Source organism: Variovorax sp. GW821-FHT09B05 (assembly GCF_059418265.1).
The window spans coordinates 108,005-130,680 of sequence record NZ_JBWKPN010000003.1; the positions used below are offsets into that span (position 1 = coordinate 108,005).

Here is a 22,676-nt window from a genome sequence, read left to right on the forward strand (position 1 = left end):
GTCAGGACTCCTGGTGGGGCGGGGTGGATGCGGTGCGGCGCGAACGCTTCGGCAGCGAGGCCATGAGCGCTTCGGCCGTGGCGACGAAGCCGTGCAGCTGCTGCACGATGAAATGGATGCCGCGCGTGACGTAGGCCGGCGACGGCGTGTTGCAGGCGTCCTTCAGCAGCACGCAGTCGTAGCCGAGGAAGGCCGCGTCCTGCAGCGTGGAGAACACGCAGCGGTCGGTGTTGATGCCCGCGAACAGCAAGGTGGTGATGCCCTGCTGGCGCAGCAGGCTGTCGAACTCGTTGTCCCAGAAGCCGCTCAGGCGATGCTTGTGCACGGTGATGTCGGAGGCGGCGACCTCGAGCTCGTCGACCACGCGCGCGCCCCATTCGCCGCGCACCAGCGAGCGGCCGTGGTCGATCGGCGAGCGCTCGGCATAGCCCACGCCGTCGGCGCTGCGCTTGCCCTTGAAGTGGATGGTGGGGCTGAGGTTGCGCGCATCGGCGCGGATGCCCCAGTTGAGCCACACCACCGCGCCGCCGGCCGCGCGCCAGGCGGGCAGCAGGCGCGCGATGACGGGAATGGGCTTGCGCGCGGCCTTGGTGCCCAGGCCCTTCTGCGCGAACCAGCCCTCCGGGTGACAGAAGTCGTTCTGCATGTCGACCACCACGAGCGCGCTGCGCGCGAGGTCGAAGCGCACCGGCTGCGGCTGCGCATCGATGCGCACCGGAACGGGCCGCCTTGGTGCGCGCACCAGGCTCACGCCCTGCGCGTCGAGCGTCCAGGCGTTGTGCGCGGCGGGGCCGAAGCGCGCCGGCTGTTCGTCTTTGGTGCGTGGGGACGGCGATGGGCGTTTCATGCCCGACCACCACGCAGTCACCGTGCCAGAAGGTGCTCCGAATCCATACCGTTTCGCGGACCCTGCGTTGCCGCAACGGCAACGCACGTCCGGAGCCGCCATTGGCCCGGATCGTGCAATCGCCCGCGGCCACCCCCTCCACACGACGATCCGCCATGAACCACCTGCGCTTCCTGCGCTATGCCGACGAGGTCGCCCGTGCGGGCTCGATCCGCCAGGCCGCCGAACGGCTGCATGTCGCGCCCTCGGCGGTGAACCGCCGCATCCAGGACATCGAGGAGGAGCTCGGCACGCCGATCTTCGAGCGGTTGCCGCGCGGCATGCGGCTGACCACCGCGGGCGAGCTGTTCATGCGCTACGTGCGCGGGCGCGCGGCCGACCTCGAGCGCGTGCGCTCCGAGATCGAGGAGCTCAAGGGGCTGCGCCGCGGCACGGTGCGGGTGGTGGCGAGCCAGGCGCTGGCGCCGCGCTTCCTGCCCGCGGCGATCCACGACTTCCGCCGGAGCCATCCGCTGGTGGCCTTCGAGGTGCGCATCGGCGACCACGTGCAGGCCGCCGAGGCGCTGCGCAGCTTCGGCACCGACCTCGCGCTGGTGTTCAACCTCGCGCCCGAGAGCGACATCGAGCGCCTGACCTCGGTCGAGCAGCGGCTGATGGCGCTGATGCATGCGCGCCATCCGCTGGCCATCGCCACCGGCACGGCCACCGGCGTGCGGCTGCGCGACTGCGCCGAGTACCCGGTGGTGCTGCCCAACCGCGACACCGGCGGGCGCCAGCTGATCGAGCGCTTCCTCGCGCGCAGCTCGACCCGCATCGACGCCATGGTGGAGAGCAACAGCTTCGAGTTCCTGCGCGGCTGCGTCTACGACCGGCGCTCGATCTCGTTCCAGATGGCGATCGGCGCGCTGCCCGACGACCGCGAGGTGGTGGTGCGCGAGATCGAGGACCGCGGCTTTCCGCGCGGCGAGCTGGTGCTCGCGAACCTGCGCGGGCGGCAGCTGCCGGTGATCGCCTATGCGTTCGCGGAGTTCCTGGGCAAGCGGCTGGCGGCGCTCGACTGACTCAGTGCGAGAGCGCCGGCAGCGCTTTCCTCAGCGTCTCGCTGAAGGCCCGCAGCGCCTCGGTCTCGTGCGCGCCGCGCTTGGTCACGCGGAAGAAGTCCATGCCCACGCGCGGCTTCACGAGCACGTCGGTCCGCACGCGGTGGCGGCGGCAGGCCGCGAGCGCGAAGGTGGGCATCACGGCGGTGCCGAAGCCGGCCTCGACCATCGAGATCAGCGTGCCGAAGAAGTTGAAGGCGGGCCGCTGCGCGTCGGCCAGGCCCATCTCGCCGAGCTGGCGGTCGATCACCTTCTGGATCGGGTTGCCGGGCGGCAGGCCGATCAGCGCGGCGCCGCGCAGCGCCGACCAGGGCGCGCTGCCGACCGGCTCGCCGTCGGCCGCGGCCTGCGTCACGCGCATCAGCTCGAAGCGGCCCACGGGCGTGCGGTCGAGGCTGGGCGCGGCTCGGAAGAAGAAGCCCAGGCCGAGGTCGGCATCGCCCGCCTCCACCATCGCCTCGACGTCGCGCAGGTCGGCATCGAACAGCCGCAGCGCGACTTGCGGATGCGCCTCGCGGAAGCTCGCGAAGACCCAGGGCAGCAGGTGCGACGACACCAGCGGCGTGGCCGCGATGCGCAGGGTCTGGCGCGCCGCGTCGCCCTCGGCGCCGAGCTCGGCCGCCACGTCGTCGAGGTCGGTCAGCAGCCGCTCCACCACCGGCAGCAGGCGCCGGCCGGCCGGCGTGAGGCTCACCATGCGCGTGGTGCGGTCGAACAGGCGGCAGCCGAGCTGCTTCTCCATCTCGCGGATCAGGATGCTCAGGCCGGCCTGGGTGATGTGCGCCTGCTCGGCCGCGCGCGTGAAGTTGCCGATGCGCGCCACCTGCAGGAAGGCGCGCATCTGGCGCGTGCTCAGGTTCATAAGGATTCATGATAAATCCATATCACATCTAAATTTCCCCTATGGCTTGTTTCAGGTCCCAATACGGCCCCCATGAGCACCGCATCCAACGAAGTCATCATCCTGGGCGCCGGCATCGGCGGCCTGACCCTCGCGCTGAGCCTGCACCAGGCCGGCATCGCCTGCCGCCTCTACGAGGCCGTGCCCGAGTTGCGCCCGCTGGGCGTGGGCATCAACCTGCTGCCGCACGCGGTGCGCGAGCTGTCCGAGCTGGGCCTGCTCGAGGCGCTCGACCGGGTCGGCGTGCGCACGCAGGAGGCGGTGTTCTTCACCGAGCACGGCCAGCTGGTGTTCCGCGAACCCGCGGGCCGGCATGCGGGCTACGACTGGCCGCAGTACTCGATCCACCGCGGCGACCTGCAGACCGTGCTGCTCGAGGAGACGCTGAAGCGCCTCGGCCCCGACAGCGTGCGCTGCGGCCACCGCTGCACCGGCATCGAGCAGGACGACGCGGGCGTGACGGTGCATTTCGCCGACGGCCGCGCGCCGGTGCGCGGCGCGGTGGCGATCGGCTGCGACGGCATCCACTCGGCGCTGCGCAAGCAGCTCTATCCCAACGAAGGCGCGCCGCGCTACTCGGGCATCAACATGTGGCGCGGCACGGCCGCGTGGCAGCCGTTCCTCACCAGCGGCAGCATGGTGCGCGCGGGCTGGCTCACGGTCGGCAAGATGGTGATCTACCCGATCCGCAACGACATCGACGCGCAGGGGCGCCAGCTCGTGAACTGGGTGGCCGAGATCCACGCGCCGCAGCCCGCGATGCGCGACTGGAGCCGCGCCGGCCGGCTCGAGGACTTCCTGCCCGCCTTCGCCGACTGGCACTTCGACTGGCTCGACGTGCCGGCGCTGATCCAGGCCTCCGACACCATCCTCGAGTACCCGATGGTCGACCAGGACCCGCTGCCGCGCTGGACCCACGGCCGCCTCACGCTGCTGGGCGACGCCGCGCACCCGATGGTGCCGCGCGGCTCCAACGGCGCGGGCCAGGCGATCATCGACGCGCGTTTTCTCGCGGGCGCGATGAAGCGCGAGGGCGTCGGCCAGGCCGCGCTCGAGAGCTACGACCGGGTGCGCGTGAAGGCCACCACCGAGGTGGTGCTGACCAACCGCAGCAACCCGCCCGACACCATCCTGCGCGAGGTGTTCGAGCGTTCGGGCGGCAAGCGCTTCGACAGGCTCGACGAGATCGTGACGCAGCAGGAGCTGCAGGCGATCTCGGACCACTACAAGCGCGTGGCCGGCTACGACCCGGCCGCGCTCAAGCAGCGCGCCTCGTACCTTTGAACCCATCCCACAAGAACATGCCCACGGAGACACCATGCGCCTTCTGACCAAGACCCTCGCCACCCTGCTCACCGCCGCCAGCGCCATGGCGGCCCATGCCTGGCCCGACCAGGCCGTGACGCTGGTCGTGCCCTACACGCCCGGCACCGGCATCGACCTGATCGCGCGCCAGCTCTCGGCGCGGCTGCCCGCGGCGCTGGGCCAGCCGGTGGTGGTGGAGAACGTGGCCGGCGCCAGCGGCAACATCGGCAGCGAGAAGGTGGCGCGCGCCAAGCCCGACGGCTACACGCTGATGGTGCAGGTCAACACGCTGGTGATGAACAAGAGCCTCTACAAGACGCTGGCCTACGACCCGGTGGCGGACTTCACGCCGGTGTCGCTGACCTCCTGGGGCACGCTGCTGCTGGTGACCAACCCGAACACGCAGAAGGCCACCACGCTCGCGCAGCTCGTGGCCGCGGCCAAGTCGCATCCGGGCCAGCTGACCTACGCCACGCCCGGCGTCGGCACGCCGCACCACCTGTCGATGGCGCTCTTGATGCAGGGCACCGGCACCGAGCTGCTGCACGTGCCCTACAAGGGCACCGCGGGCGCCGTCACCGACCTGCTCGGCGGGCGCATCGACGCGATGTTCCTGCCGGTGCACGTGGCGCTGCAGCACATCCAGGCCGGCAAGCTCAAGGCGCTCGCCACCGGCAGCAGCCACCGCCTGCCTCAGCTGCCCGACGTGCCCACCCTGGCCGAGGCCGGCGTGACCGCCGACAACGTCGACATGTGGTACGGCGTGCTCGCGCCCAAGGGCACGCCGGCCGACGTGGTGGCGCGGCTCAACAAGGAGATCGCCGCGGTGCTGAAGTCGCCCGAGGTCGCGAAGTCCTTCGAGGCGCAGGGCATGGTGCCCGCGAGCTCGACGCCGGCGGAGTTCGGCACGCTGATCCAGAAGGATGCGCAGCGCTGGGCGGCGGTGGTGAAGAAGGGGAACATCACGGCGGATTGAGCCGGCGCCCCGAAAGCGCCCTCAGCGCGGCGCGCGCCCCGCGTGCCGCGCCAGGTGCACCTGGTGCAGCGTGATCTTGCGCACCTCGGCCTGGCTGGTCTCGATGTGGGCGCGCAGCAGCATCGCGGCCTGGTCGCCGCGGTTGGCGCGCACGGCCTTGAGGATCTTGGCGTGCTCGTCGTAGGTGGCGTCGATGCGCGGCTGCTGCGTGAAGTCGAGGCGGCGGATGATGCGGATGCGGTCGGTGACGTCGCGGTGCACGCGCGCCATCTCGGCATTGCCCGCGGCCGCGACCAGTGAGCAGTGGAAGGCCTCGTCCCAGGCAGCGACCTGCGCCATGTCGGTGCTGCGCTGCGCGGCGGGCACCAGCCAGATGGCCGCGAGCTCGTCGAGCAGGCTGCGGTCGACGCGGCGGTCGGCCTCGCACAGGCGGTGCACGGCCGATGTCTCCAGGATCATGCGCAGGTCGTAGAGCTGCTCGAACTGCTCGAAGTCGAAGGGCAGCACGCGCCAGCCGCTGCGGAACAGCACCTCGACGAAGCCCTCCTGCTGCAGCCGGAACAGCGCCTGGCGCACCGGCGTGCGCGAGACGCCGAGGCGGTCGCTGATCTCGTTCTCGGTGAAGCGGTCGCCCGGCACGAGGATGAACTCGGCCACGTCGCGCTTGAGTTGCGCATAGACCTCGTCGGCGCGCGTGCGGAACACGACCGCGTCGGCGGCCACCGGCGTGGACGCGGGGGCGGTGGGTTCGGCGGCTTCGGTGCCGGGGCGGGGACGGGCGATGGTCGACACGGGGCGAATGGTAGTCGCTGCGGCGCGCTTCATGCGCCGCCGAGCGCTTCGATGAGCTGGCCGCCGGTCGCGGTCCAGCCGACGATGCCGCCCTGGGCGCGCACCATCTCGACGGTGGCGGCCTTGAAGGCCGGGAAGTAGCTCTCGGTGCAGTCCTCGAGCAGCAGGCCGTCGTAGCCGCGGTCGTTGGCCTCGCGCATGCTGGTCTGCACGCAGACCTCGGTGGTGACGCCGCCGAACAGCAGGTGGGTGATGCCGCGTGCCTGCAACAGCTCGTGCAGCTCGGTGGCGTAAAAGGCCCCCTTGCCGGGCTTGTCGATCACGATCTCGCCGGCCACGGGCGCGAGCGCCTCGATGATCTGGTTGCCGGGCTCGCCGGCCACGAGGATGCGGCCCATCGGCCCCTCGTCGCCGATGCGCAGCGTGGGATTGCCGCGGTTGCGCTTGGCCGGCGGGCAGTCCGAGAGATCGGGCCGGTGCGCCTCGCGCGTGTGGACGACGAGACCGCCGGCCGCGCGCCACGCGGCGAGCACGCGCTGCGTGGCCGGCACGATGGCCTCGAGCAGCGAGACGTCGTTGCCCAGGGTCTCGCCGAAGCCGCCGGGCTCGATGAAGTCGCGCTGCATGTCGATCAGCACGAGCGCGGTGGTCTTCGGGTCGAAGTCGTAGGGGAAAGGAAGTGCCTGCGCGATCTGCATGTTGGATGTCCTTCTAGTGCCCGCCACCCATGTGCGCCCCGATCACGTGCCGCTCGGCGCCCGCGGCGGCGGTCTCGTGGACCACGCGGCCCTCGCTCATGACGACGATGCGGTCCGACAGCTCGAGCAGCTCGTCGAGGTCCTCGCTGACCAGCAGCACCGCCCCGCCCTTCTCGCGCACCTGCACGATGCGCGCATGGATCTCGGCCACGGCCGCGAAGTCGAGGCCGAACACGGGGTTGGCCGCGATCAGCACGTTGATGTCGCCCGCGAGTTCGCGCGCGAGCACGGCGCGCTGCACGTTGCCGCCCGAGAGGCTGCGGATGGGGGCGCCTTCGCCCTGCGTCTTGACGCCGTACTCGGCGATCCATTCGCGCGCCCGTGCGCGCCAGCGCGAGAAGCGCAGCAGGCCGCCGGCCGCGAGCGGCGCTCGGTCGAAGTCGCGCAGCGCCATGTTCTCGGCCACGCTGAGGTCGCCCACGCAGGCGTTGCGCAGCGGCTCCTCGGGCAGGCTGCGCACCTTGAGTTCGCGGTTCTCGGCGCGGCTCGCGCGGTAGGGCGTGCCCATCACGCGCACCCGGCCCGCGAGGCGCGGGCGCTGGCCGACCAGTGCCTCGACCAGTTCGCGCTGGCCGTTGCCCGAGACACCCGCCACGCCGAGGATCTCGCCCGCGCGCACCGACAGGCTCAGGTCGTGCAGCGCGAGCGTGCCGCGGTCGCCGAGCGCGCGCAGGCCCTCGACCTCGAGCGCGACGGGCGCATCGGCGGCCGGCGCGCGGCGCGTGGAGGCAGCGGCCTGCGCCGGGACCGCGGCGGTCTGCTGCGCGCCCATCATGGTCGCGGCGAGCAGCGCCGGGCTGGTGTCGGCCACGCGGCCGTGGTGCACGGCCTTGCCGCGCCGCAGCACCGTCACGCCGTCGGCATAGGCCATGACCTCGCGGAACTTGTGCGTGATGATCAGCACCGTGCACAGCCCGCTGCGCGCGAACTCGCGCACATGGCCCAGCACCTCGTCGGCCTCCTGCGGCGTGAGCACCGAGGTCGGCTCGTCGAGGATCAGCAGGCGCGGCTTCAGGTAGAGCTGCTTGAGCAGCTCGAGCTTCTGCTTCTCGCCCGCGGCCAGTTCGGACGGCCGCGCATCGAGGTCGAGGCGGAACGGCGTGGTGGCCAGGAAGGCCTCGAGCTCGGCGCGCTTGGCCTTCCAGTCGATCACCGCGGGCGTGCGGCCGCCGGCCAGCAGCAGGTTCTCGGCCACGGTCATGCCCGGCGCCAGCGTGAAGTGCTGGTAGACCATGCCGATGCCGAGCGCGCGCGCGACGATCGGGTTGGCGATGTCCTGCTCGCGGCCGTCGATCAGGATGCTGCCCTCCTCCGCGCGCTGGAAGCCGGCCACGCACTTGACCAGCGTGCTCTTGCCCGCGCCGTTCTCGCCGAGCAGCGCATGCACGCTGCCGGGTTCCACGCGCAGGGTCACGCTGTCCATCGCGGTGAAGGCGCCGAAGCGCTTGGTGAGGCGGTAAGTGTCGAGCGCGAGCGCGCCGGTGCCTGGGGGGAGGCCGCCGATGGCGTGGGTGCTCATGTCTTTACTCCGAGGCTTGGTTCGGGGCGCGTGCACAGGCCGCCGGGTACTCCCCTCCGCGAATGTCCCCCGCCTTCGGCTCCTCCTTGATTTCGCTGCGGGGAGTACCCGACGCCCTGTGCACGAGAGGCGCAGCGGTGGTGCGGCCGGCACAGGCGCTGCGCCCCTCGATCACGTCGCTGGGGTGCCTTGCGCAGCGAAATCAAGGAGGAGGCCGAAGGCCGGGGGACATTCGCGGAACAAGGCACCCCAGTGGCGTGATCGCGCCCCGGCCTGCCACAGAGAAGATCCGCGCTCATAACTCCGCCAGCAAAGCCTGCGACGAAGCATGCGCCCCGAACACCCCACCCTGCATCGTGATCATCTTGAGCGCCGCGAGGTGGTTGCCATGGTCGGTCGCCGCCGTGCAGTCCGACAGCAGCAGGCATTCGAAGCCGCGGTCGTTGGCGTCGCGCATGGTGGTGTGCACGCAGACGTCGGTGGTGATGCCCGCGAGGATCAGGTTCTCGATGCCGCGCGTGCGCAGGATCAGCTCGAGGTCGGTGGCATAGAACGAGCCCTTGCCGGGCTTGTCGATCACGGTCTCGCCGGGCAGCGGCGCGAGCTCGGGAATGATTTCCCAGCCCGGTTCGCCACGCACCAGGATGCGCCCGCAGGGACCGTCGTCGCCGATGCCCACGCCGTTGGCGCCGATCTGGCGCGAGCGCCAGCGCTTGTTGGCCGGCAGGTCGGCGAGATCGGGTCGGTGGCCCTCGCGCGTGTGGATCACGTGATAGCCCAGCGGCCGCAGCGCCGCGAGCGTGCGCGCGATCGGCTGGATCGGTGCCTGCACCAGCGACAGGTCGTAGCCCATCACGTCGACATAGCCGCCCTTGCCGCAGAAGTCGGTCTGCATGTCGATCACGATCAGCGCCGTGTTGTCGGGCCGAAGCGCGCCGTTGTAGGGCCAGGCATAGGGTTCGGCCGCGACGTGGCGCTGCACGGCGGCGGTGTCGGTGGTGCTCATTGCTCGGGTCCTGCGTAGCTGCGTTCGGGCGGCGCGAAGCCGCAAGGCGTGCCGTCGGTCACCTTCACCTCGGCGCTCCAGGGCAGCCGGTAGGTGCCCGCGGCCATGTCGCGCATGTAGGTGTAGGGACAGTCCTGCGCCCCGCCCTTCACCGCCACGTAGCCACGGTGGTAGAGCTGGTAGATGTTGTTCTCCACGCCCCAGCCGGTACGCGCCTCGCGCACCAGGTCGGGCCGCAGCTCGGCCGTGACGATCTCGTCGACGCGGCCCCCGCCCTCGACCAGCACGGTGCCGTCGAAGTTGCAGAACATGCCCTCGCCCATCGAGTCGAAGCTGCCGTCGCTGCCGCTGAGGCACACGCTGGCCGTGTAGGCGAGGTTGCAGAAGGCATTGGCCTGGTTGGTGATCTTCCAGGCATGGCGGATCGGCGCCGTGTAGCCGGCCGTGCGCAGGATGATCTCCGCGCCCTTGTACGCGGCCTCGCGCGCCATCTCGGGGAACATGCCGTCGTGGCAGATGATCAGCGCGAGCTTGCTGCCGTTGGGGCCGTCGCACACCGGCACGCCGAGGTTGCCGGGCTCCCAGGGCTCGACCGGCACCCACGGATGCAGCTTGCGGTAGTAGAGCCGGATCTCGCCCTGGTCGTCGATGATCAACCCGCTGTTGTAGGGGTTGCCGCGCGGGTTGGCTTCCATGATCGAGAAGCAGCCCCAGATGCGGTGCTCGATGCAGGCCCGCTTGAAGGCCGCGACCTCGGGGCCGTCGAGCGTGCACATGATCTCGGGGTTGGTGTCCATCGAGAGGCCGTGCAGCGCGTACTCGGGGAACACCACCAGGTCCATGGTCGACTGGTTGCGGCGCGCCTTGCCCACCAGCGCGCAGATGCGCGCGGTCTGGGCCGCGAGCTCGGCGCGCGTCTTCACGTTGGGCAGCTGCAGCTGCACCAGGCCGACGACGACGCCGTTGGCCGATTTGTTGAGTCCGCCGAGGCCGCTCATGGGCGATGTCCTTGTGTGATGGGTTCTGTGGTCATGTCGAAGCTCAGTTCCTGGTGGCCGACAGCTCGCCGGGGCTGCCCGCGGCCGCGCTGCCGGGGCGGCAGGTCAGCACCAGGATCGCCAGCGTGAGCACGTAGGGCACGGTGTTGAAGAGGTGGTAGCCCCAGCCGATGCCGATCGACTGCAGCGCGGGACCGATGGCGCCGGCGCCGCCGAAGAGGAAGGCCGCGCCCACGCAGCGCAGCGGGCTCCAGCGCGCGAAGATCACCAGCGCCACCGCGATCAGGCCCTGCCCGCTCGAGATGCCCTCGTTCCAGCTGCCCGGATAGAACAGCGTGAGCGAAGCGCCGCCGAGCCCCGCGATGAAACCGCCCGCGGTGGTGGCCGCGATGCGCAGGCCCGACACCGAATAGCCGAGCGCGCGCGTGGCCTGCGCCGAATCGCCGGCCATGCGCACCAGCAGGCCGATGCGCGTGCGCGCGAAGCCCCACCACAGCAGCAGCGCGAGCGCCAGGCCCACCGGCACCAGTGCGTTGAGCTGCAGCGCCGAACGCACCACCGGGTTGTCGCTCCAGAAGCCCAGCGGGATCGCGGGAATCTGCGGCGCCTGCGGCTGGATCAGCGGCTTGCCGAGGTAGAACGCCAGGCCGGTGCCCAGCAGCATCAGCGCGATGCCGGTGGCCACGTCGTTGACGCGGTCGAGCGAACACAACAGGCCGTGCAGCAGCGCGAGCGCCGCGCCCGCCGTGGCGCCGATCAGCACGCCGAGCCAGGCCGAGTCGGTAAGGTAGGCGCCGCCGAAGGCCGCCATGGCCGACAGCACCAGCACGCCTTCGAGGCCGAGGTTGATGCGGCCCGACTTCTCGGTGAGGCACTCGCCCAGGCTCACGAACAGGAAGGGCGCACCCACGCGCAGCGCGCCGCCGACGATGCCGGCCACGAGCGCGATCCACTGGTCGGCGGTCATGCTGCAGCGCTCCTGTCGTACTGCTTGGCTTCGGGCAGCATGCGATCACCGAACTTCTTCCAGTTGACCGTGCGCAGCCCCTCGCTCGCGAGGATCAGCACGAAGGCGATGCCCTGCAGCACCAGCACCGAGGCATCGGGCAGGCCGACGCGCCGCTGCAGCAGGCTGCCCGCGGCGCCGAAGCCGCCGAACAGGATCGCCACCGGCACGATGGCCGCGGGGTTGTGGCGCGCGATGAAGGAAACCAGGATGCCCGCGTAGCCGTAGCCCGCGATCAGCGAGGCGTTGGCGTTGGTGTGCACCGCCGCCACCTCGATCGCGCCGGCCACGCCCGCGCAGGCGCCGCCGAGGCCGCAGGCACCGAGGATCAGCCGCGTGGCCGGCAGCCCCACGAGCTGCGCGGTGCGCGGGTTGCCGCCCACCACGCGCACCGAGAAGCCGGAAGGCGTGGCGCGCAGCCAGGTCGCGAGGCCCAGGCAGGCGACGATGCCGACCACCAGGCCCCAGTGCACGTCGGAACCGCCGATGCCGCCGATCAGCAGGCCGTCGGGCAAGGTGTGGGTCGAGGGCTTGTTGAGGCTCGCGGGATCGCGCAGCGGCCCTTCGACCAGGTGCTTGAAGATGCCGATCGCGATGTAGGCCAGCAGCAGGCTGCTGATGGTCTCGTTGATGCCGCGGTACTGGCGCAGCCAGCCCGCGAGCATGATCCACAGCGCGCCCACGGCCGCGCCCGCGATGCACAGGAGCGTGATGCCGGCCACGCCCGAGGGCAGCGGCAGTGCATGCGCGAGCGCCGCGCAGGCCAGGCCGCCGAACACCAGCGCGCCCTCGCCGCCGATCACGATCAGCCCGGCGCGCGCGGGCAGCGCCACGCACAGGGCCGTGAGCATCAGCGGCGCCGCGCGCTGCAGCGTGTTCTGCCACGAGAACCAGTCGCCGAAGGCGCCCTTGAACAGCGTGGTCCAGACCTCCACCGGATCGACGCCCGCGAAGGCGACGACCAGGCCGAAGACCAGCAGCGCCGCCGCGATGGCGAAGACCGGGAGGGCGAATTCCTTGAATGCGCTACGCATGACCGCTTTCTCGAAAGGGGGAGAATCGGCCGCCGCCGGGCCGCCCCAAGGCGGGCCAAGCCTCCCCCTCGGGGGGTGGCGAAGCACACGCAGTGGCAAGCCGGGGGGCCAACATTGCTAGACCGAGCCGAGCACGCCTTCGACCAGGTAGTTCATCTTCTCGAGCTCGAGGTCGGTCTGCTTGAGCACCTTGCCCGCGGGCACCACCACCGCGCCCTTGTTGTCCTTGATGCCGTCCTTGAAGATGTCGAAGCTGCCCGCGATCATCTTCGCCTTGATGTCGTCGGCCTGCTTCTTCGCGGCGTCCGGCACCATCGGGCCGTAGGCCGACATCTTCACGTAGCCTTCCTTCAGGCCGCCGCGCAGGAAGTTGGGATGCGGCTTGCCGGTCTGCGCGGCCTCGATCGCGGTCTTGTAGGCGGTGAGCCAGTTCCACTCGGCGCCCGTGAGGTAGGCGTTCGGCGCGAGCTTGGCCTGGCTCGCGTGGTAGCCGCAGACCATCTTGCCGCGCTTGGCGGCCGTCTCGACCACCACCTTGGGGCCGTCCACGTGCATGGTGAACACGTCGCAGCCCTGGTCGGCCAGGCTGTTGGTGGCCTCGGCCTCCTTCACGGCCATCGACCAGTCACCCGTGAAGATCACGCTGCAGGTGATGTTCGGCTTGACCGAGCGCGCACCGAGCGTGAAGGCATTGATGTTGCGCAGCACCTGCGGGATCGGCTTGGCCGCGACGAAAGCGATCTTGTTGCTCTTCGTCATGTGGGCGGCGATCACGCCGTTGAGGAACTGGCACTCGTCGATGTAGCCGAAGAAGCTGCCGACGTTCTTCGGATGCTTGCCCTCGGTCCAGAGGCCGCCGCAGTGCGAGAAGCGCACGTCGGGGTTCTTGGGCGCGACGGCCAGGATGTGCGGATCGAAGTAGCCGAAGGAGGTCGGGAACAGCAGCTTGGCGCCGTCCTGCGCGATCATGCCCGACATGGTCTTCTGCACGGCCGCGGTCTCGGGCACGTTCTCCTCTTCCACCAGCTTGATGCCGGGCAGCTTCCTGATCTCGGCCGCGGCCTGCGCGTGCGCCTGGTTGTAGCCGTAGTCGTCGCGCGCGCCGACGTAGATCACGCCGACGGTGAGCGGCTTGGCCTGCGCGCGAGCGAAGGGGCTCAGCGCACCGAGGGTGCCGGCCGCGCCGAGGGCGGCCAGGGTCTTGAGGGAATCGCGGCGATTGGGTTGGCTCGTCATGCTGTGCTTTCGGGAGGGTGGAGGTGGGGGTGCAAGAAATGGGCCTCAGGCGCCGAGCAGGCTCACGTGCGCGGCGACCACGCGCCAGCCCTGGTCCGTGCGCATCCAGGTCTGGCTCTGGCGGCCGGTGCGTTCGCTGCCTTCGCGGCGGAACTCGCAGTTGGCGGTCGCGAAGTCGCGGCCGTAGGTGGTGACGACGACGCGCAGCAGCTCGCGCGCGAGCCCCTGCGCGGGGCGCGATGCGCGGAAGGCCTGGATCGCCTCGTAGCCGTAGAGGTTCTCGGTCGCGCCGTAGCGCAGCGTGGTCGGGCTGGCCCAGAACAGTTCGTCGAGCACCTCGACCTCGTTGTTCACCAGCGCGTGCTCGTAGCGCGCGAACACGGCCTCGACTTCGGCGAGCACGTCGGGCAGGTTGATCTCGGGAGTGGTCATGAAGCTGGGTTGTCCGTCGGTCGTCAAAGGGTGGCCACGGGCGCGCGCGCCACGCCCGCGTCCTCGAGCGCCGCGGCCACGCGCAGCGCGAGGTCTTCGCGCCAGGGCGCGGCGATCAGCTGCACGCCGATCGGCAGCCGCGCATGCGCGCCCCACACCGGCACGCTGCACACCGGCAGGCCGATGCACGAGATTGGCTGGGTGAGCAGCCCCATGTTGGGCCGCACCGGCAGGCTCTGGCCGTTGATCTCGAAGCGCTCGGCGCCCACCGGCGTGGCGGCGCTCGGCGTGGCGGGCGCGAGCAGCACGTCGAAGCGGCCGAACACGCGCGCCACCGCCTCGGCATAGGCGCGGCGCACGCGCTGGGCGCGCGCGATCCAGGCGGCCGGCAGCAGCGCGCCCGCGAGGAAGCGGTCGCGCGACAGCGGTTCGAAGTCGTGCGCGCGGCGGCGCAGGTCGCCGAGGTGCAGCGCCGCGCCTTCGGCGTTGGTGATCAGGAAGGCGGCCGCGCGGCCGGCCTCGACCAGCGGCAGCTCGACGCTGGCGTGCGCGGCGAGCGCATCGGCCACGCGGTCGACCGCGGCGTTGGCCTCGGCGCCCGCATTGGCGCGGAAGTAGCCGCCGAGCACGCCGATGCGCAGGCCCTGCGTGCCGCGCACCAGCAGCGGCGCCACCGGTTCGACCGCGCGCTGCGTGCAGCCGGGGTCGCGCCGCCCGGCGGGATCCTCCGGCCCCTGCATCGCGTCGTAGGCCAGCGCGAGATCGCGCGCCGAACGCGCGAAGGGCCCGAGGTGATCGAGGCTGGAGACGAAGGGATAGCTGCCGCTGCGCGGCAGCCGGCCGAAGGTGGGCTTGAGGCCGAACACGCCGCACAGCGAAGCCGGCACGCGGATCGAGCCGTTGGTGTCCGAGCCCAGCGTGAGCGCCACCTGCCCCGCAGCCACGGCCGCGCCCGAGCCGCCCGAGGAACCGCCCGCGATGCACGAGAGGTCGTGCGGATTGCGCGTCGGGCCCTCGTGGCTGTTCTCGGTGGTGAAGCCGTAGGCGTACTCGTCCATGTTGAGCGCGCCGACCAGCACCGCGCCCGCGCGCTCGAGCCGGCGCACCAGCAGCGCGTCGGCATTCGCGGGCGCGGCCTCGCGTTCGATCTTCGAGCCGGCCAGCGTGGCGATGCCCGCGATGTCGAACAGGTTCTTGACCGCGAAGGGCACGCCGAGCAGCGGCAGTTCGCGCGTGCGCTCGGCCGTGGCCGAAGCCAGCGAGGCATCGACTTGCGCGGCGCGGCGCAGCGCGCGTTCGCGCAGCACGGCGGTGAAGGCGTTGACGCGGCCGTCGGTGGCCTCGATGCGCGCGAGACTGGCTTCGGCCAGCGCGCTGGCGCTGACCTCGCCGCGGCGCACCGCCTCGGCCATGGCGCTTGCGTCGCTGGCGATCAGGCTGGCGGCGTTCATCGGCCGGCCTCCGAGGGCGAAGCCGGTGCCACGGGCACGAACTGCACCGCGGCCTCGTCGTGCACCGACAGTGGCACCGCCTCGACGGTGGCCGCGAAGCCGGCCGCGAGCGCGAAGTAGCGCAGCACGCCCTCGCGGTGGGCGGGCGAGAGCGGGAGGCCGAGCGCGGCCGCGGCCGCGTCGACGTGGCGTTCGATCTGTTCGGGCGTCATGGCGTCGTCTCCTCTCAACGGCGCACTTCGCGCTGGAAGATGTCGAGGCTGAGCTTCTTCATCGCGACGAAGCTCTCGGTGCTCAGGGTCTCGACCGTGCGCGGGCGCGCATCGCCGTAGCGCAGGATCTCGGCCACCTTGGTCGGGCGCTTGGTCAGCAGCAGCACCTCGTCGGCCAGGTACACCGCCTCCTCGAGGTCGTGCGAGACCAGCAGCATGGTGGTGCCGGTCTGCATGAACACCTCCTGCAGCTTCTCGCGGATGAACAGGGTCATCTCGAAGTCGAGCGCCGAGAAGGGCTCGTCGAGGAACAGCACCTCGGGGTTCGGCGCGAGCGCGCGCATGATCGACGCCGTCTGCTGCTGGCCGCCCGAGAGCTCGTAGGGAAAGCGCTTGAGGTCGAACTTGACGTCGAAGGAAGCGACCAGCTCCTCCATGCGGCGATCGACCTCGGCCTTGCTGCGGCCTTCCAGCTTCAGCGGATAGGCGATGTTGTCGATGGTGCGCATCCACGGGAACATCGCCTCGCGGTAGTTCTGGAACACGTAGCCGATCTTGGTGTCCTTGCGTTGCTTGCCGTCGAACAGGATCTCGCCGCTGTCGATGGGGATCAGCCCCGCGATCATGTTGATCAGCGTGGACTTGCCGCAGCCGTTGGGCCCGAACACCGAGACGATGCGGTGCTTGGGGATGTCGAGGTCGAAGTTCTCGTACAGCGGCCAGCCCGCGAAGTACTTGGTGAGGCCGCGGATGGTGATGTGGGTGCCCGCCGGGCCGGGCTTGAACACCGGCTTGGGCACGTCGGCATACACCGGGCCGTTGACGACGATGTCGGGCGTGGCTTTCATCGGCCGCTCCAGTGAACGATGCGGCGCTCGGCCACGAGGAAGAGGATGTTGAGCACGTAGCCCAGCGCGCCGGCCGCGAGGATGGCGGCATACATGCTCTTGACGTTGAGCACCTGCTGCGCGTCGATGATGCGGTGGCCCAGGCCGTTGTCGGAGCCGATGAACATCTCGGCCACGATCACGATCACCAGCGCCATCGAGACCGCCGAGCGCAGGCCCACGAAGCTGGGCTGCAGGCTCTCCCACACCAGCACGTCCTTGAAGATCTGCCAGCGCGAGGCGCCCATCACGCGCGCCGCCATCACGCGCTGCTTGCGCGCGTTGATCACGCCGTAGGCGCTGTTGAACACCACGATCAGCAGCGCGCCGAAGGCCGCGATCGCCACCTTGTTGATGTCGGACACGCCGAAGATCAACAGGAACAGCGGGATCAGCGCCGACGAGGGCGTGGAGCGGAAGAAGTCGATCAGGAACTCGACGCTGCGGTAGGCGCGCTCGTTGCTGCCCAGCAGCACGCCCAGCGGCATGCCGACGACGGCGGCGATCGCGAAGGCCTGCACGGTGCGCCACACGGTGACGGCGAAGTCGAGCAGCAGCGGCCCGCCGGCCAGGCCGGTGATGAGCGCGGCCACGGTGTCGGCCGGCGAAGGCAGCAGGATCGGCTTGATGAAGCCGAGCCGCACCACCAGGTCCCAGACGATGAACAGGACGACCGGCCCGATGGCCGGCAGCCAGCGCTCCCAGGCGGGCGCCTTCGGTGCCGCGGAGGCGGCGTTGCCCGCGGGCGGCGCCCAGGGCGAAGCGGTGGTGCTGCTGTCGGCCATGGCGTCAGGCCTTGTAGAGCAGGCCGTCCACCAGGACCTTCTTCTCGAAGATCCCCTTCTCGGTGAACAGGTCGTAGAACTTCTGGAAGTAGGCGACGTCGCTGGGCTTGAACTCGTTGTAGAGCATGTACGAGGCCAGCGGCACCTCGGCCGTGAGCTTGCCCTCGATGGCGGTGTAGCCCTTCATGTACTGGCGCGCCTCGTCGGGCTGGCCGCGCACCAGTTCCACGCCGCGCGCATAGGCGGCGATGTACTTCTTGGCGGCGTCGGGGTTCTTCTTGAGGAACTCGGTCGTGAGGCTGGCGGCGCCGCCGTGCCACGGCGCCATCGGGTCGCCGAGGATGTAGCGCGCGACCACGCCGGCCTCGAGCACGCGCGTGGTGCCGTTCATGCGGCCCACGGTGCCGGTGGGCTCGAGCGTGTAGCAGGCATCGACCTGCCCCGCCACCAGCGCGGCCACGTGCTGGCCGATCGGCAGCTCGCTGACCGACACGCCCTTGGCGCCCGCGCGCTCGAGCATGGTCTTGCACAGCGTGACGTTCTGGATGCCCGGACCCGAGGCCACCTTCTTGCCCGCGAGCTCGGCCATGGCCTTGATCGGGCTGTCCTTGGCGACGATGAACTCGTCGAGCACGAACTTCGCGTTGCTCGGGTTGGTGCAGAAGATCTTGAACAGGCCCGGCTGCGCGATCTCGCCGATCGCGAGGTTGGCCGAGCCGGTGCCGTTGGCGCTGCCGTCGCAGCGGCCCGCGAGCATGGCTTCCATCACCTGCTGCGCGCCCGCGAACTTCTGCGGTTCCACGTCGAGCCCCGCGTCCTTGAAGAAGCCGCGCTCGACCGCCGCGAAGAAGGGCAGGCCCGCGGCCACCGGCCAGAAGCCGACGCGGATCTTCGGTGCCGCCTGGGCGCGCACGATCGCCGGCGCGGCGAGCACCGCGAGGCCGGCGGCGCCGGCCTGCAGCAACTGCCGGCGCGAGGCGGTGGAAGGAAGGTCGGAGATGGACATGGAAGACTCCTCGGTCTGGGTTCGAAGACAACAGGGATTCAGGCGGCGCGGCTCGCGAGGTAGGCGCGCCAGCCGCCATGGCGCGTGACCTCTTCGGCGCCGGCCAGCGCATGGCCCTCGCAGATGAAGCCGTGCACCCAGCGGCCGTCGGCCAGTTCGACGCTGCCCAGGCCCAGCGGCGCGGGGATCAGCGCGAGGAAGCCGCCGACCTCGGCCAGCGGCAGGTCCCACACCTCGAGCGCGATCGCGGCGCCGCCCTCGGCGCTGCGCTGCAGGCCGGGCTTGGGCGGCACGGTGCCGGGCAGCGCGTACAGGCGGTAGCGCGGCGCGGTCTGGATGGCCTCGCGCAGCACGGCACCGCGCTCGGTGAGCTGGCCGTTGAGCGGCATGCCGCTGAGGTGCGCGCCGACCACCGCGATCGGCAGCGTCGCGGCCGGCACTGGTGCGAGGCCACGGATCGGCCGCGGCGCGGGCAGCGGCTCGCCGGTCGCGCCCTGCGCGAGGCCGGTGGCATGGTGGTAGCGCTGGCCCAGCTCGGCCAGCGCGAGGTCGCTGCCGCAGCGGCCGATCAGCGTGATGCCGAAGGGCAGGCCGTCGGGCCGCAGGCTGCTGGGCACCGAGAGCGCGGCGTAGTCGAGCAGGTTGACGAAGTTGGTGTAGGCGCCGAGATTGCGGTTGAGCGCCACCGGGTCGGCGCGCATCGCGTCGCGCGTGTAGTGCGTGGGCGCGGTGGGCACCAGCAGCACATCGATGTCGCGCCACATCGGCTCGGCCTGCTGCGCGAGCGCGCGCAGCCGGGTCTGGGCCTCGAACACGTCGGCGGCGTTGTAGCCACGGCCCTGCGCGAGGATGCCGCGCACGGGCTCGACCACCTCGGCCTCGTGGCGGTCGAAGAAGGCGCGCACCGCGGCATAGCGCTCGGCCACCAGCGCGCTGTCGTAGAGCAGCGCGGCGGCCTCGGCCAGCGGCGCGAAGGGCACGGTGATGGCGGTGCCGCCCAGCGCCTCGAGGCGCCGGCGCGCATCGGCGAAGGCGGCCTCGGCGAGCGTGTCGCCGAAGAAGGCGAGGCGGTCGGGCACGCCGAAGCGGAAGGCGGCGGGGAAGGGCTTGGCATCGAGCGCGATGTCGCGCGAATAGGGATCGCGCGCATCGAAGCCGAGCGCGGCCTGCAGCACCTCGACCGCGAGCGCGACGGTGCGCGCGAAGATCGAGACGCAGTCGACGCTCTGCGCAGCCGGCACCACGCCGGCGGTGCTCAGCAGCCCGCGCGAGGGCTTGAGGCCGACGATGTTGTTGAGGCCCGCGGGCACGCGGCCCGAGCCGGCCGTGTCGGTGCCGAGCGCGAAGTCGGCCTCGCCGGTGGCGACCACGCGCGCCGAGCCCGAGCTCGAGCCGCCCGAGACATAGCGTGCATCGAAGGCATTGCCGACCTCGCCATAGGGCGAGCGTGTGCCATTGAGGCCGCAGGCGAACTGGTCGAGGTTGGTCTTGCCGAGCAGCGACGCACCGGCGTCGAGCAGCCGCTGCACCACGGCCGCATGGGCGGCCGGCAGGCGGTCGAAGGCCGGGCAGGCGGCGGTGGTGGGCACGCCGGCGACGTCGATGTTGTCCTTGACGGCGAAGCGCAGGCCCGCGAGCGGGGCGGGGGCGGAAGCGGGCGTGGCTTCGTGCGTATCGTCGTTCTCGCGCGTCAGCGGCTGCGCGAAACGCAGGATCCACGCCGCGGCGGCCGGGTCTTTCTCGTCATGCACCATGATCAGGCATCCAAACTTGTGTACAAGTCGAGATGCAAGCAGCGTGCCAGCGCGCGCGGGCCGCTGATGGGCGCCTGCGGCGTCAGTCGCTCAGCTATCTATGTGTGTGGCTCCCTCCCCCGCTGGGGGAGGGTTGGGGTGGGGGCACCGGGCCTTGCAACAGCGCAGACCGCATCCACCGCCCGGAGCCCCCATCCCGGCCTTCCCCCAGCGGGGGAAGGAGGAAGACAGGGCTCTCAGCTCTTTTTCGCGTCCCGGTACAGGTTCTCCACCTTCGGCAGATTCGCCTGCAGCTTCGCGATCCGGTCCGGCCCGCTCGGGTGGGTGGAGAGGAAGCTCAGCCCGCCCTGGTTCTTCGAGGCCGTGGCCATCTTGTTCCACAGCGACACCGAGGCCTTCGGGTCGTAGCCGGCGCGCGCCGCGAGTTCCAGGCCGACGAGGTCGGCCTCGGTCTCGTCGCCGCGGCTGAACTTGAGCGTGAGCAGCTGGGTGCCCGCGCGCGCGGCGAGGTCGCCGACCTGCCCCAGGCCGAGCAGCTGCGCACCGATCGAGAGCGCGGCGCCGGTGCCCGCGCTCTTGGCCATGCGGGCGCGCGCATGCTCGCGCAGCGCATGGGCCATCTCGTGGCCCATCACCATCGCGACCTCGTCGTCGGTGAGCTTGAGCTGGTCGAGGATGCCGGTGAAGAAGGCGATCTTGCCGCCCGGCAGGCAGAAGGCGTTGATCTGCTTGCTGCCGATCAGGTTGACCTCCCACTTCCATTGCCGCGCCCGGCTGTTCCAGGGCGTGGCGAAGGGGATCAGCCGGTTGGCGATGGCGCGCAGCCGCTGCAGCTGCGGATTGCCGTCGCCCGCGAGCGCGTTCTTGGCGCGCGCCTGCTGCAGCAGCTCGCCGTACTGCTGGCCGCCCGCGGCCTCGATGCGGTCGGCCGGCACGAGGTTGCGCGCCACCGAGGCATTGCCGACGTCGACCTGCGCGAGTGCCGGCCCGCTCAATGCCGCGCCGGCCGCGGCCAGTAGAAAGGCCCGCCGCGGCTGCCAGGGGGAAGCGGGGGAGCCGATTGGAACGGAGCGATCGCAGCGTGTGCACATATGGGGCCGGATGATAGGAACAAATGAAGACGCCTTGGTGGATGACCCGGCGGCCGACAGGCGCGGCGCTCATGGACAATCGCCCCCACATGTCTTCCGTCCCGCCCGCCGAATCCACCGCCGCCGGTTCGCCGCCCTGGCGCGACGCCCTGAAGGTCTACCTCGAACCCGCCACCCTGCGCATGCTGGCGCTGGGCTTCTCGGCCGGGCTGCCGCTGCTGCTGGTGCTGGGCACGCTGAGCTTCCGGCTGCGCGAGGCCGGCATCGACCGCGCCACCATCGGCTACCTGAGCTGGGTCGGCCTGGCCTACGGCTTCAAATGGGTCTGGGCGCCGCTGGTCGACCGGCTGCCGCTGCCGCCGCTGACCACGCTGCTCGGGCGCCGGCGCGGCTGGCTGCTGCTCGCGCAGGGGATGGTGATCGCGGGGCTGGTCGGCATGGCGGTCAACGATCCGCGCCAGGGGCTCATGCCGATGATCTGGTGCGCGCTGCTGGTGGCCTTCGGCTCGGCCACGCAGGACATCGCGCTCGACGCCTTCCGCATCGAGTCGGCCGAAACCCGCAAGCAGGCGGCGCTGGCCGCGGCCTACCAGACGGGCTACCGGCTCGCGATGATCTGGGCCGGAGCCGGGGTGCTGTGGGTGGCGGCCTGGGCCGAGGTCGCGCCGGCCGCGGCAGCGGCGGGCGCGGCGGCCGGCGCAGCCTACCAGAACGGCGCCTGGAAGACGGCCTACCTCGTGATGGCCGGCTCCATGTTCGTGGGCGTGCTCACGGTGCTGCTGTCGCCCGAGCCCGCAAAGCGCTCGCTGTCGGCGCCGCGCAATGCCGCCGAATGGCTGCGCGACGTGCTGGTCGAGCCCTTCGCCGACTTCATCCGCCGCTACAAGTGGCAGGCGGTGCTGATCCTGTCGCTGATCGCGATCTACCGCATCAGCGACGTGGTGATGGGCATCATGGCCAACCCCTTCTACGTCGACATGGGCTTCACCAAGGACGAGGTGGCCACGGTCAGCAAGATCTACGGCGTGGTCATGACGCTGGTGGGCGCCTTCGTCGGCGGCGTGCTGTCGATGCGCCTGGGCGTGATGCGGGTGCTGATGCTGGGCGCGGTGCTCAGCGCGGCGAGCAACCTGCTGTTCGCCTGGCTGGCCTCGCGCGGCCACGACCTGACGGCGCTGATCGCCGTGGTCTCGGCCGACAACCTCGCGGGCGGCATCGCCTCGGCGGCCTTCATCGCCTACCTCTCGAGCCTCACCAACATCAGCTACTCGGCCACGCAGTACGCGCTGTTCAGCTCGCTGATGCTGCTGCTGCCGAAGTTCATCGCCGGCTACTCGGGCGTGTTCGTCGACGCCTACGGCTACAGCACCTTCTTCTATGCGACCGCCCTGCTCGGCGTGCCGGTGCTGGTGCTGGTGGCGCTGGCCTCGCGCACGCTGGCGGCGAGTCCGGACAGCGGGAAATCCTGACCCGGCCCCATAGGAAACCGCCGACACGGCCCCACCCCCGCAACTGGTAGGCTTTGCGCTGCTTTCCCCAGACCCGACCACAAGAACTACTCCTCCAACCGCGTCACCGCC

At 71.0% G+C, this 22,676-nt stretch carries 22 protein-coding genes; 4 read left to right on the plus strand and 18 right to left on the minus strand.

The genetic code is table 11. From position 1 onward, the window contains the following. Position 1: 1 nt before the first annotated feature. Entirely contained in the window at positions 2–847 is an 846-nt protein-coding gene (locus AC07RM_RS08910) for a cysteine hydrolase family protein (protein ID WP_495334228.1), read from the minus strand. A gap of 155 nt (positions 848–1,002) precedes the next feature. Here AC07RM_RS08910 and AC07RM_RS08915 point away from each other — a divergent pair, with 155 nt between their 5' ends. Then, positions 1,003–1,908, plus strand: a complete 906-nt coding sequence (locus tag AC07RM_RS08915; RefSeq protein ID WP_296774638.1) for a LysR family transcriptional regulator — start codon at positions 1,003–1,005, stop codon at positions 1,906–1,908. A gap of 1 nt (position 1,909) precedes the next feature. Here the strand turns inward: AC07RM_RS08915 and AC07RM_RS08920 are convergent, their stop codons facing one another. After that, the gene (locus AC07RM_RS08920) at positions 1,910–2,809 is read right to left on the minus strand and encodes a LysR family transcriptional regulator (RefSeq protein WP_296774636.1); all 900 of its coding nucleotides are present in this window, start codon (positions 2,807–2,809) and stop codon (positions 1,910–1,912) included. 72 nt (positions 2,810–2,881) lie between these two features. Between AC07RM_RS08920 and AC07RM_RS08925 the strand changes: the two genes are divergently transcribed. Then, a complete protein-coding gene (locus AC07RM_RS08925) occupies positions 2,882–4,132 on the plus strand; it encodes a flavin-dependent oxidoreductase (RefSeq protein ID WP_495334229.1) in 1,251 nt (416 codons plus the stop codon). A gap of 34 nt (positions 4,133–4,166) precedes the next feature. After that, positions 4,167–5,129 (plus strand): tripartite tricarboxylate transporter substrate binding protein, encoded by a 963-nt coding sequence (locus tag AC07RM_RS08930; RefSeq protein ID WP_495334230.1) that lies wholly within the window; start codon positions 4,167–4,169, stop codon positions 5,127–5,129. Positions 5,130–5,150: 21 nt separating this feature from the next. Here the strand turns inward: AC07RM_RS08930 and AC07RM_RS08935 are convergent, their stop codons facing one another. From AC07RM_RS08935 to AC07RM_RS09010, 16 genes are all read right to left on the minus strand, one after another. After that, positions 5,151–5,921 carry a GntR family transcriptional regulator gene (locus AC07RM_RS08935; protein ID WP_490878394.1) on the minus strand — a complete coding sequence of 257 codons (771 nt, stop codon included), beginning with the start codon at positions 5,919–5,921 and terminating at the stop codon, positions 5,151–5,153. A 29-nt stretch (positions 5,922–5,950) separates the two neighbouring features. Further along, positions 5,951–6,619, minus strand: a complete 669-nt coding sequence (locus AC07RM_RS08940) for a cysteine hydrolase family protein (protein ID WP_203203771.1) — start codon at positions 6,617–6,619, stop codon at positions 5,951–5,953. Positions 6,620–6,632: 13 nt separating this feature from the next. Then, entirely contained in the window at positions 6,633–8,198 is a 1,566-nt protein-coding gene (locus AC07RM_RS08945; protein WP_495334231.1) for an ABC transporter ATP-binding protein, read from the minus strand. A 295-nt stretch (positions 8,199–8,493) separates the two neighbouring features. Then, positions 8,494–9,204, minus strand: a complete 711-nt coding sequence (gene biuH / locus AC07RM_RS08950) for a biuret amidohydrolase (protein ID WP_495334232.1) — start codon at positions 9,202–9,204, stop codon at positions 8,494–8,496. Continuing rightward, positions 9,201–10,202 (minus strand): formamidase, encoded by a 1,002-nt coding sequence (locus AC07RM_RS08955; RefSeq protein WP_209540466.1) that lies wholly within the window; start codon positions 10,200–10,202, stop codon positions 9,201–9,203. The genes biuH and AC07RM_RS08955 overlap by 4 nt, the downstream gene beginning before the upstream one ends. A gap of 43 nt (positions 10,203–10,245) precedes the next feature. Beyond that, on the minus strand, positions 10,246–11,169 hold the full coding sequence (locus tag AC07RM_RS08960) for an ABC transporter permease (protein ID WP_057592790.1): 924 nt from the start codon (positions 11,167–11,169) through the stop codon (positions 10,246–10,248). Then, a complete protein-coding gene (locus tag AC07RM_RS08965) occupies positions 11,166–12,242 on the minus strand; it encodes an ABC transporter permease (RefSeq protein WP_495334233.1) in 1,077 nt (358 codons plus the stop codon). The genes AC07RM_RS08960 and AC07RM_RS08965 overlap by 4 nt, the downstream gene beginning before the upstream one ends. Positions 12,243–12,359: 117 nt before the next feature. Continuing rightward, on the minus strand, positions 12,360–13,478 hold the full coding sequence (locus tag AC07RM_RS08970) for a BMP family ABC transporter substrate-binding protein (RefSeq protein ID WP_208508764.1): 1,119 nt from the start codon (positions 13,476–13,478) through the stop codon (positions 12,360–12,362). Positions 13,479–13,523: 45 nt separating this feature from the next. After that, a complete protein-coding gene (hpxZ, locus tag AC07RM_RS08975) occupies positions 13,524–13,910 on the minus strand; it encodes an oxalurate catabolism protein HpxZ (protein WP_495318556.1) in 387 nt (128 codons plus the stop codon). A 23-nt stretch (positions 13,911–13,933) separates the two neighbouring features. Continuing rightward, complete coding sequence (locus AC07RM_RS08980) at positions 13,934–15,361, minus strand: AtzE family amidohydrolase (RefSeq protein WP_495334234.1); 1,428 nt, start codon at positions 15,359–15,361, stop codon at positions 13,934–13,936. Continuing rightward, positions 15,358–15,573 carry a DUF4089 domain-containing protein gene (locus AC07RM_RS08985; RefSeq protein ID WP_203203763.1) on the minus strand — a complete coding sequence of 72 codons (216 nt, stop codon included), beginning with the start codon at positions 15,571–15,573 and terminating at the stop codon, positions 15,358–15,360. The genes AC07RM_RS08980 and AC07RM_RS08985 overlap by 4 nt, the downstream gene beginning before the upstream one ends. Positions 15,574–15,587: 14 nt before the next feature. After that, a complete protein-coding gene (locus AC07RM_RS08990; RefSeq protein WP_203203762.1) occupies positions 15,588–16,421 on the minus strand; it encodes an ABC transporter ATP-binding protein in 834 nt (277 codons plus the stop codon). Next, on the minus strand, positions 16,418–17,245 hold the full coding sequence (locus AC07RM_RS08995; protein ID WP_495334235.1) for an ABC transporter permease: 828 nt from the start codon (positions 17,243–17,245) through the stop codon (positions 16,418–16,420). Before AC07RM_RS08995 ends, AC07RM_RS08990 begins: the two co-directional genes overlap by 4 nt. 4 nt (positions 17,246–17,249) lie before the next feature. Continuing rightward, positions 17,250–18,251, minus strand: a complete 1,002-nt coding sequence (locus AC07RM_RS09000) for an ABC transporter substrate-binding protein (protein WP_495334236.1) — start codon at positions 18,249–18,251, stop codon at positions 17,250–17,252. Between the two features lie 38 nt (positions 18,252–18,289). Further along, positions 18,290–20,005 carry an allophanate hydrolase gene (atzF, locus tag AC07RM_RS09005; protein WP_495334237.1) on the minus strand — a complete coding sequence of 572 codons (1,716 nt, stop codon included), beginning with the start codon at positions 20,003–20,005 and terminating at the stop codon, positions 18,290–18,292. Between the two features lie 236 nt (positions 20,006–20,241). Further along, positions 20,242–21,096 (minus strand): M48 family metallopeptidase, encoded by an 855-nt coding sequence (locus AC07RM_RS09010; RefSeq protein WP_495334238.1) that lies wholly within the window; start codon positions 21,094–21,096, stop codon positions 20,242–20,244. Positions 21,097–21,185: 89 nt separating this feature from the next. Between AC07RM_RS09010 and AC07RM_RS09015 the strand changes: the two genes are divergently transcribed. Next, positions 21,186–22,565, plus strand: a complete 1,380-nt coding sequence (locus AC07RM_RS09015) for an AmpG family muropeptide MFS transporter (protein WP_495334239.1) — start codon at positions 21,186–21,188, stop codon at positions 22,563–22,565. The last annotated feature ends 111 nt before the right edge of the window (positions 22,566–22,676 follow it).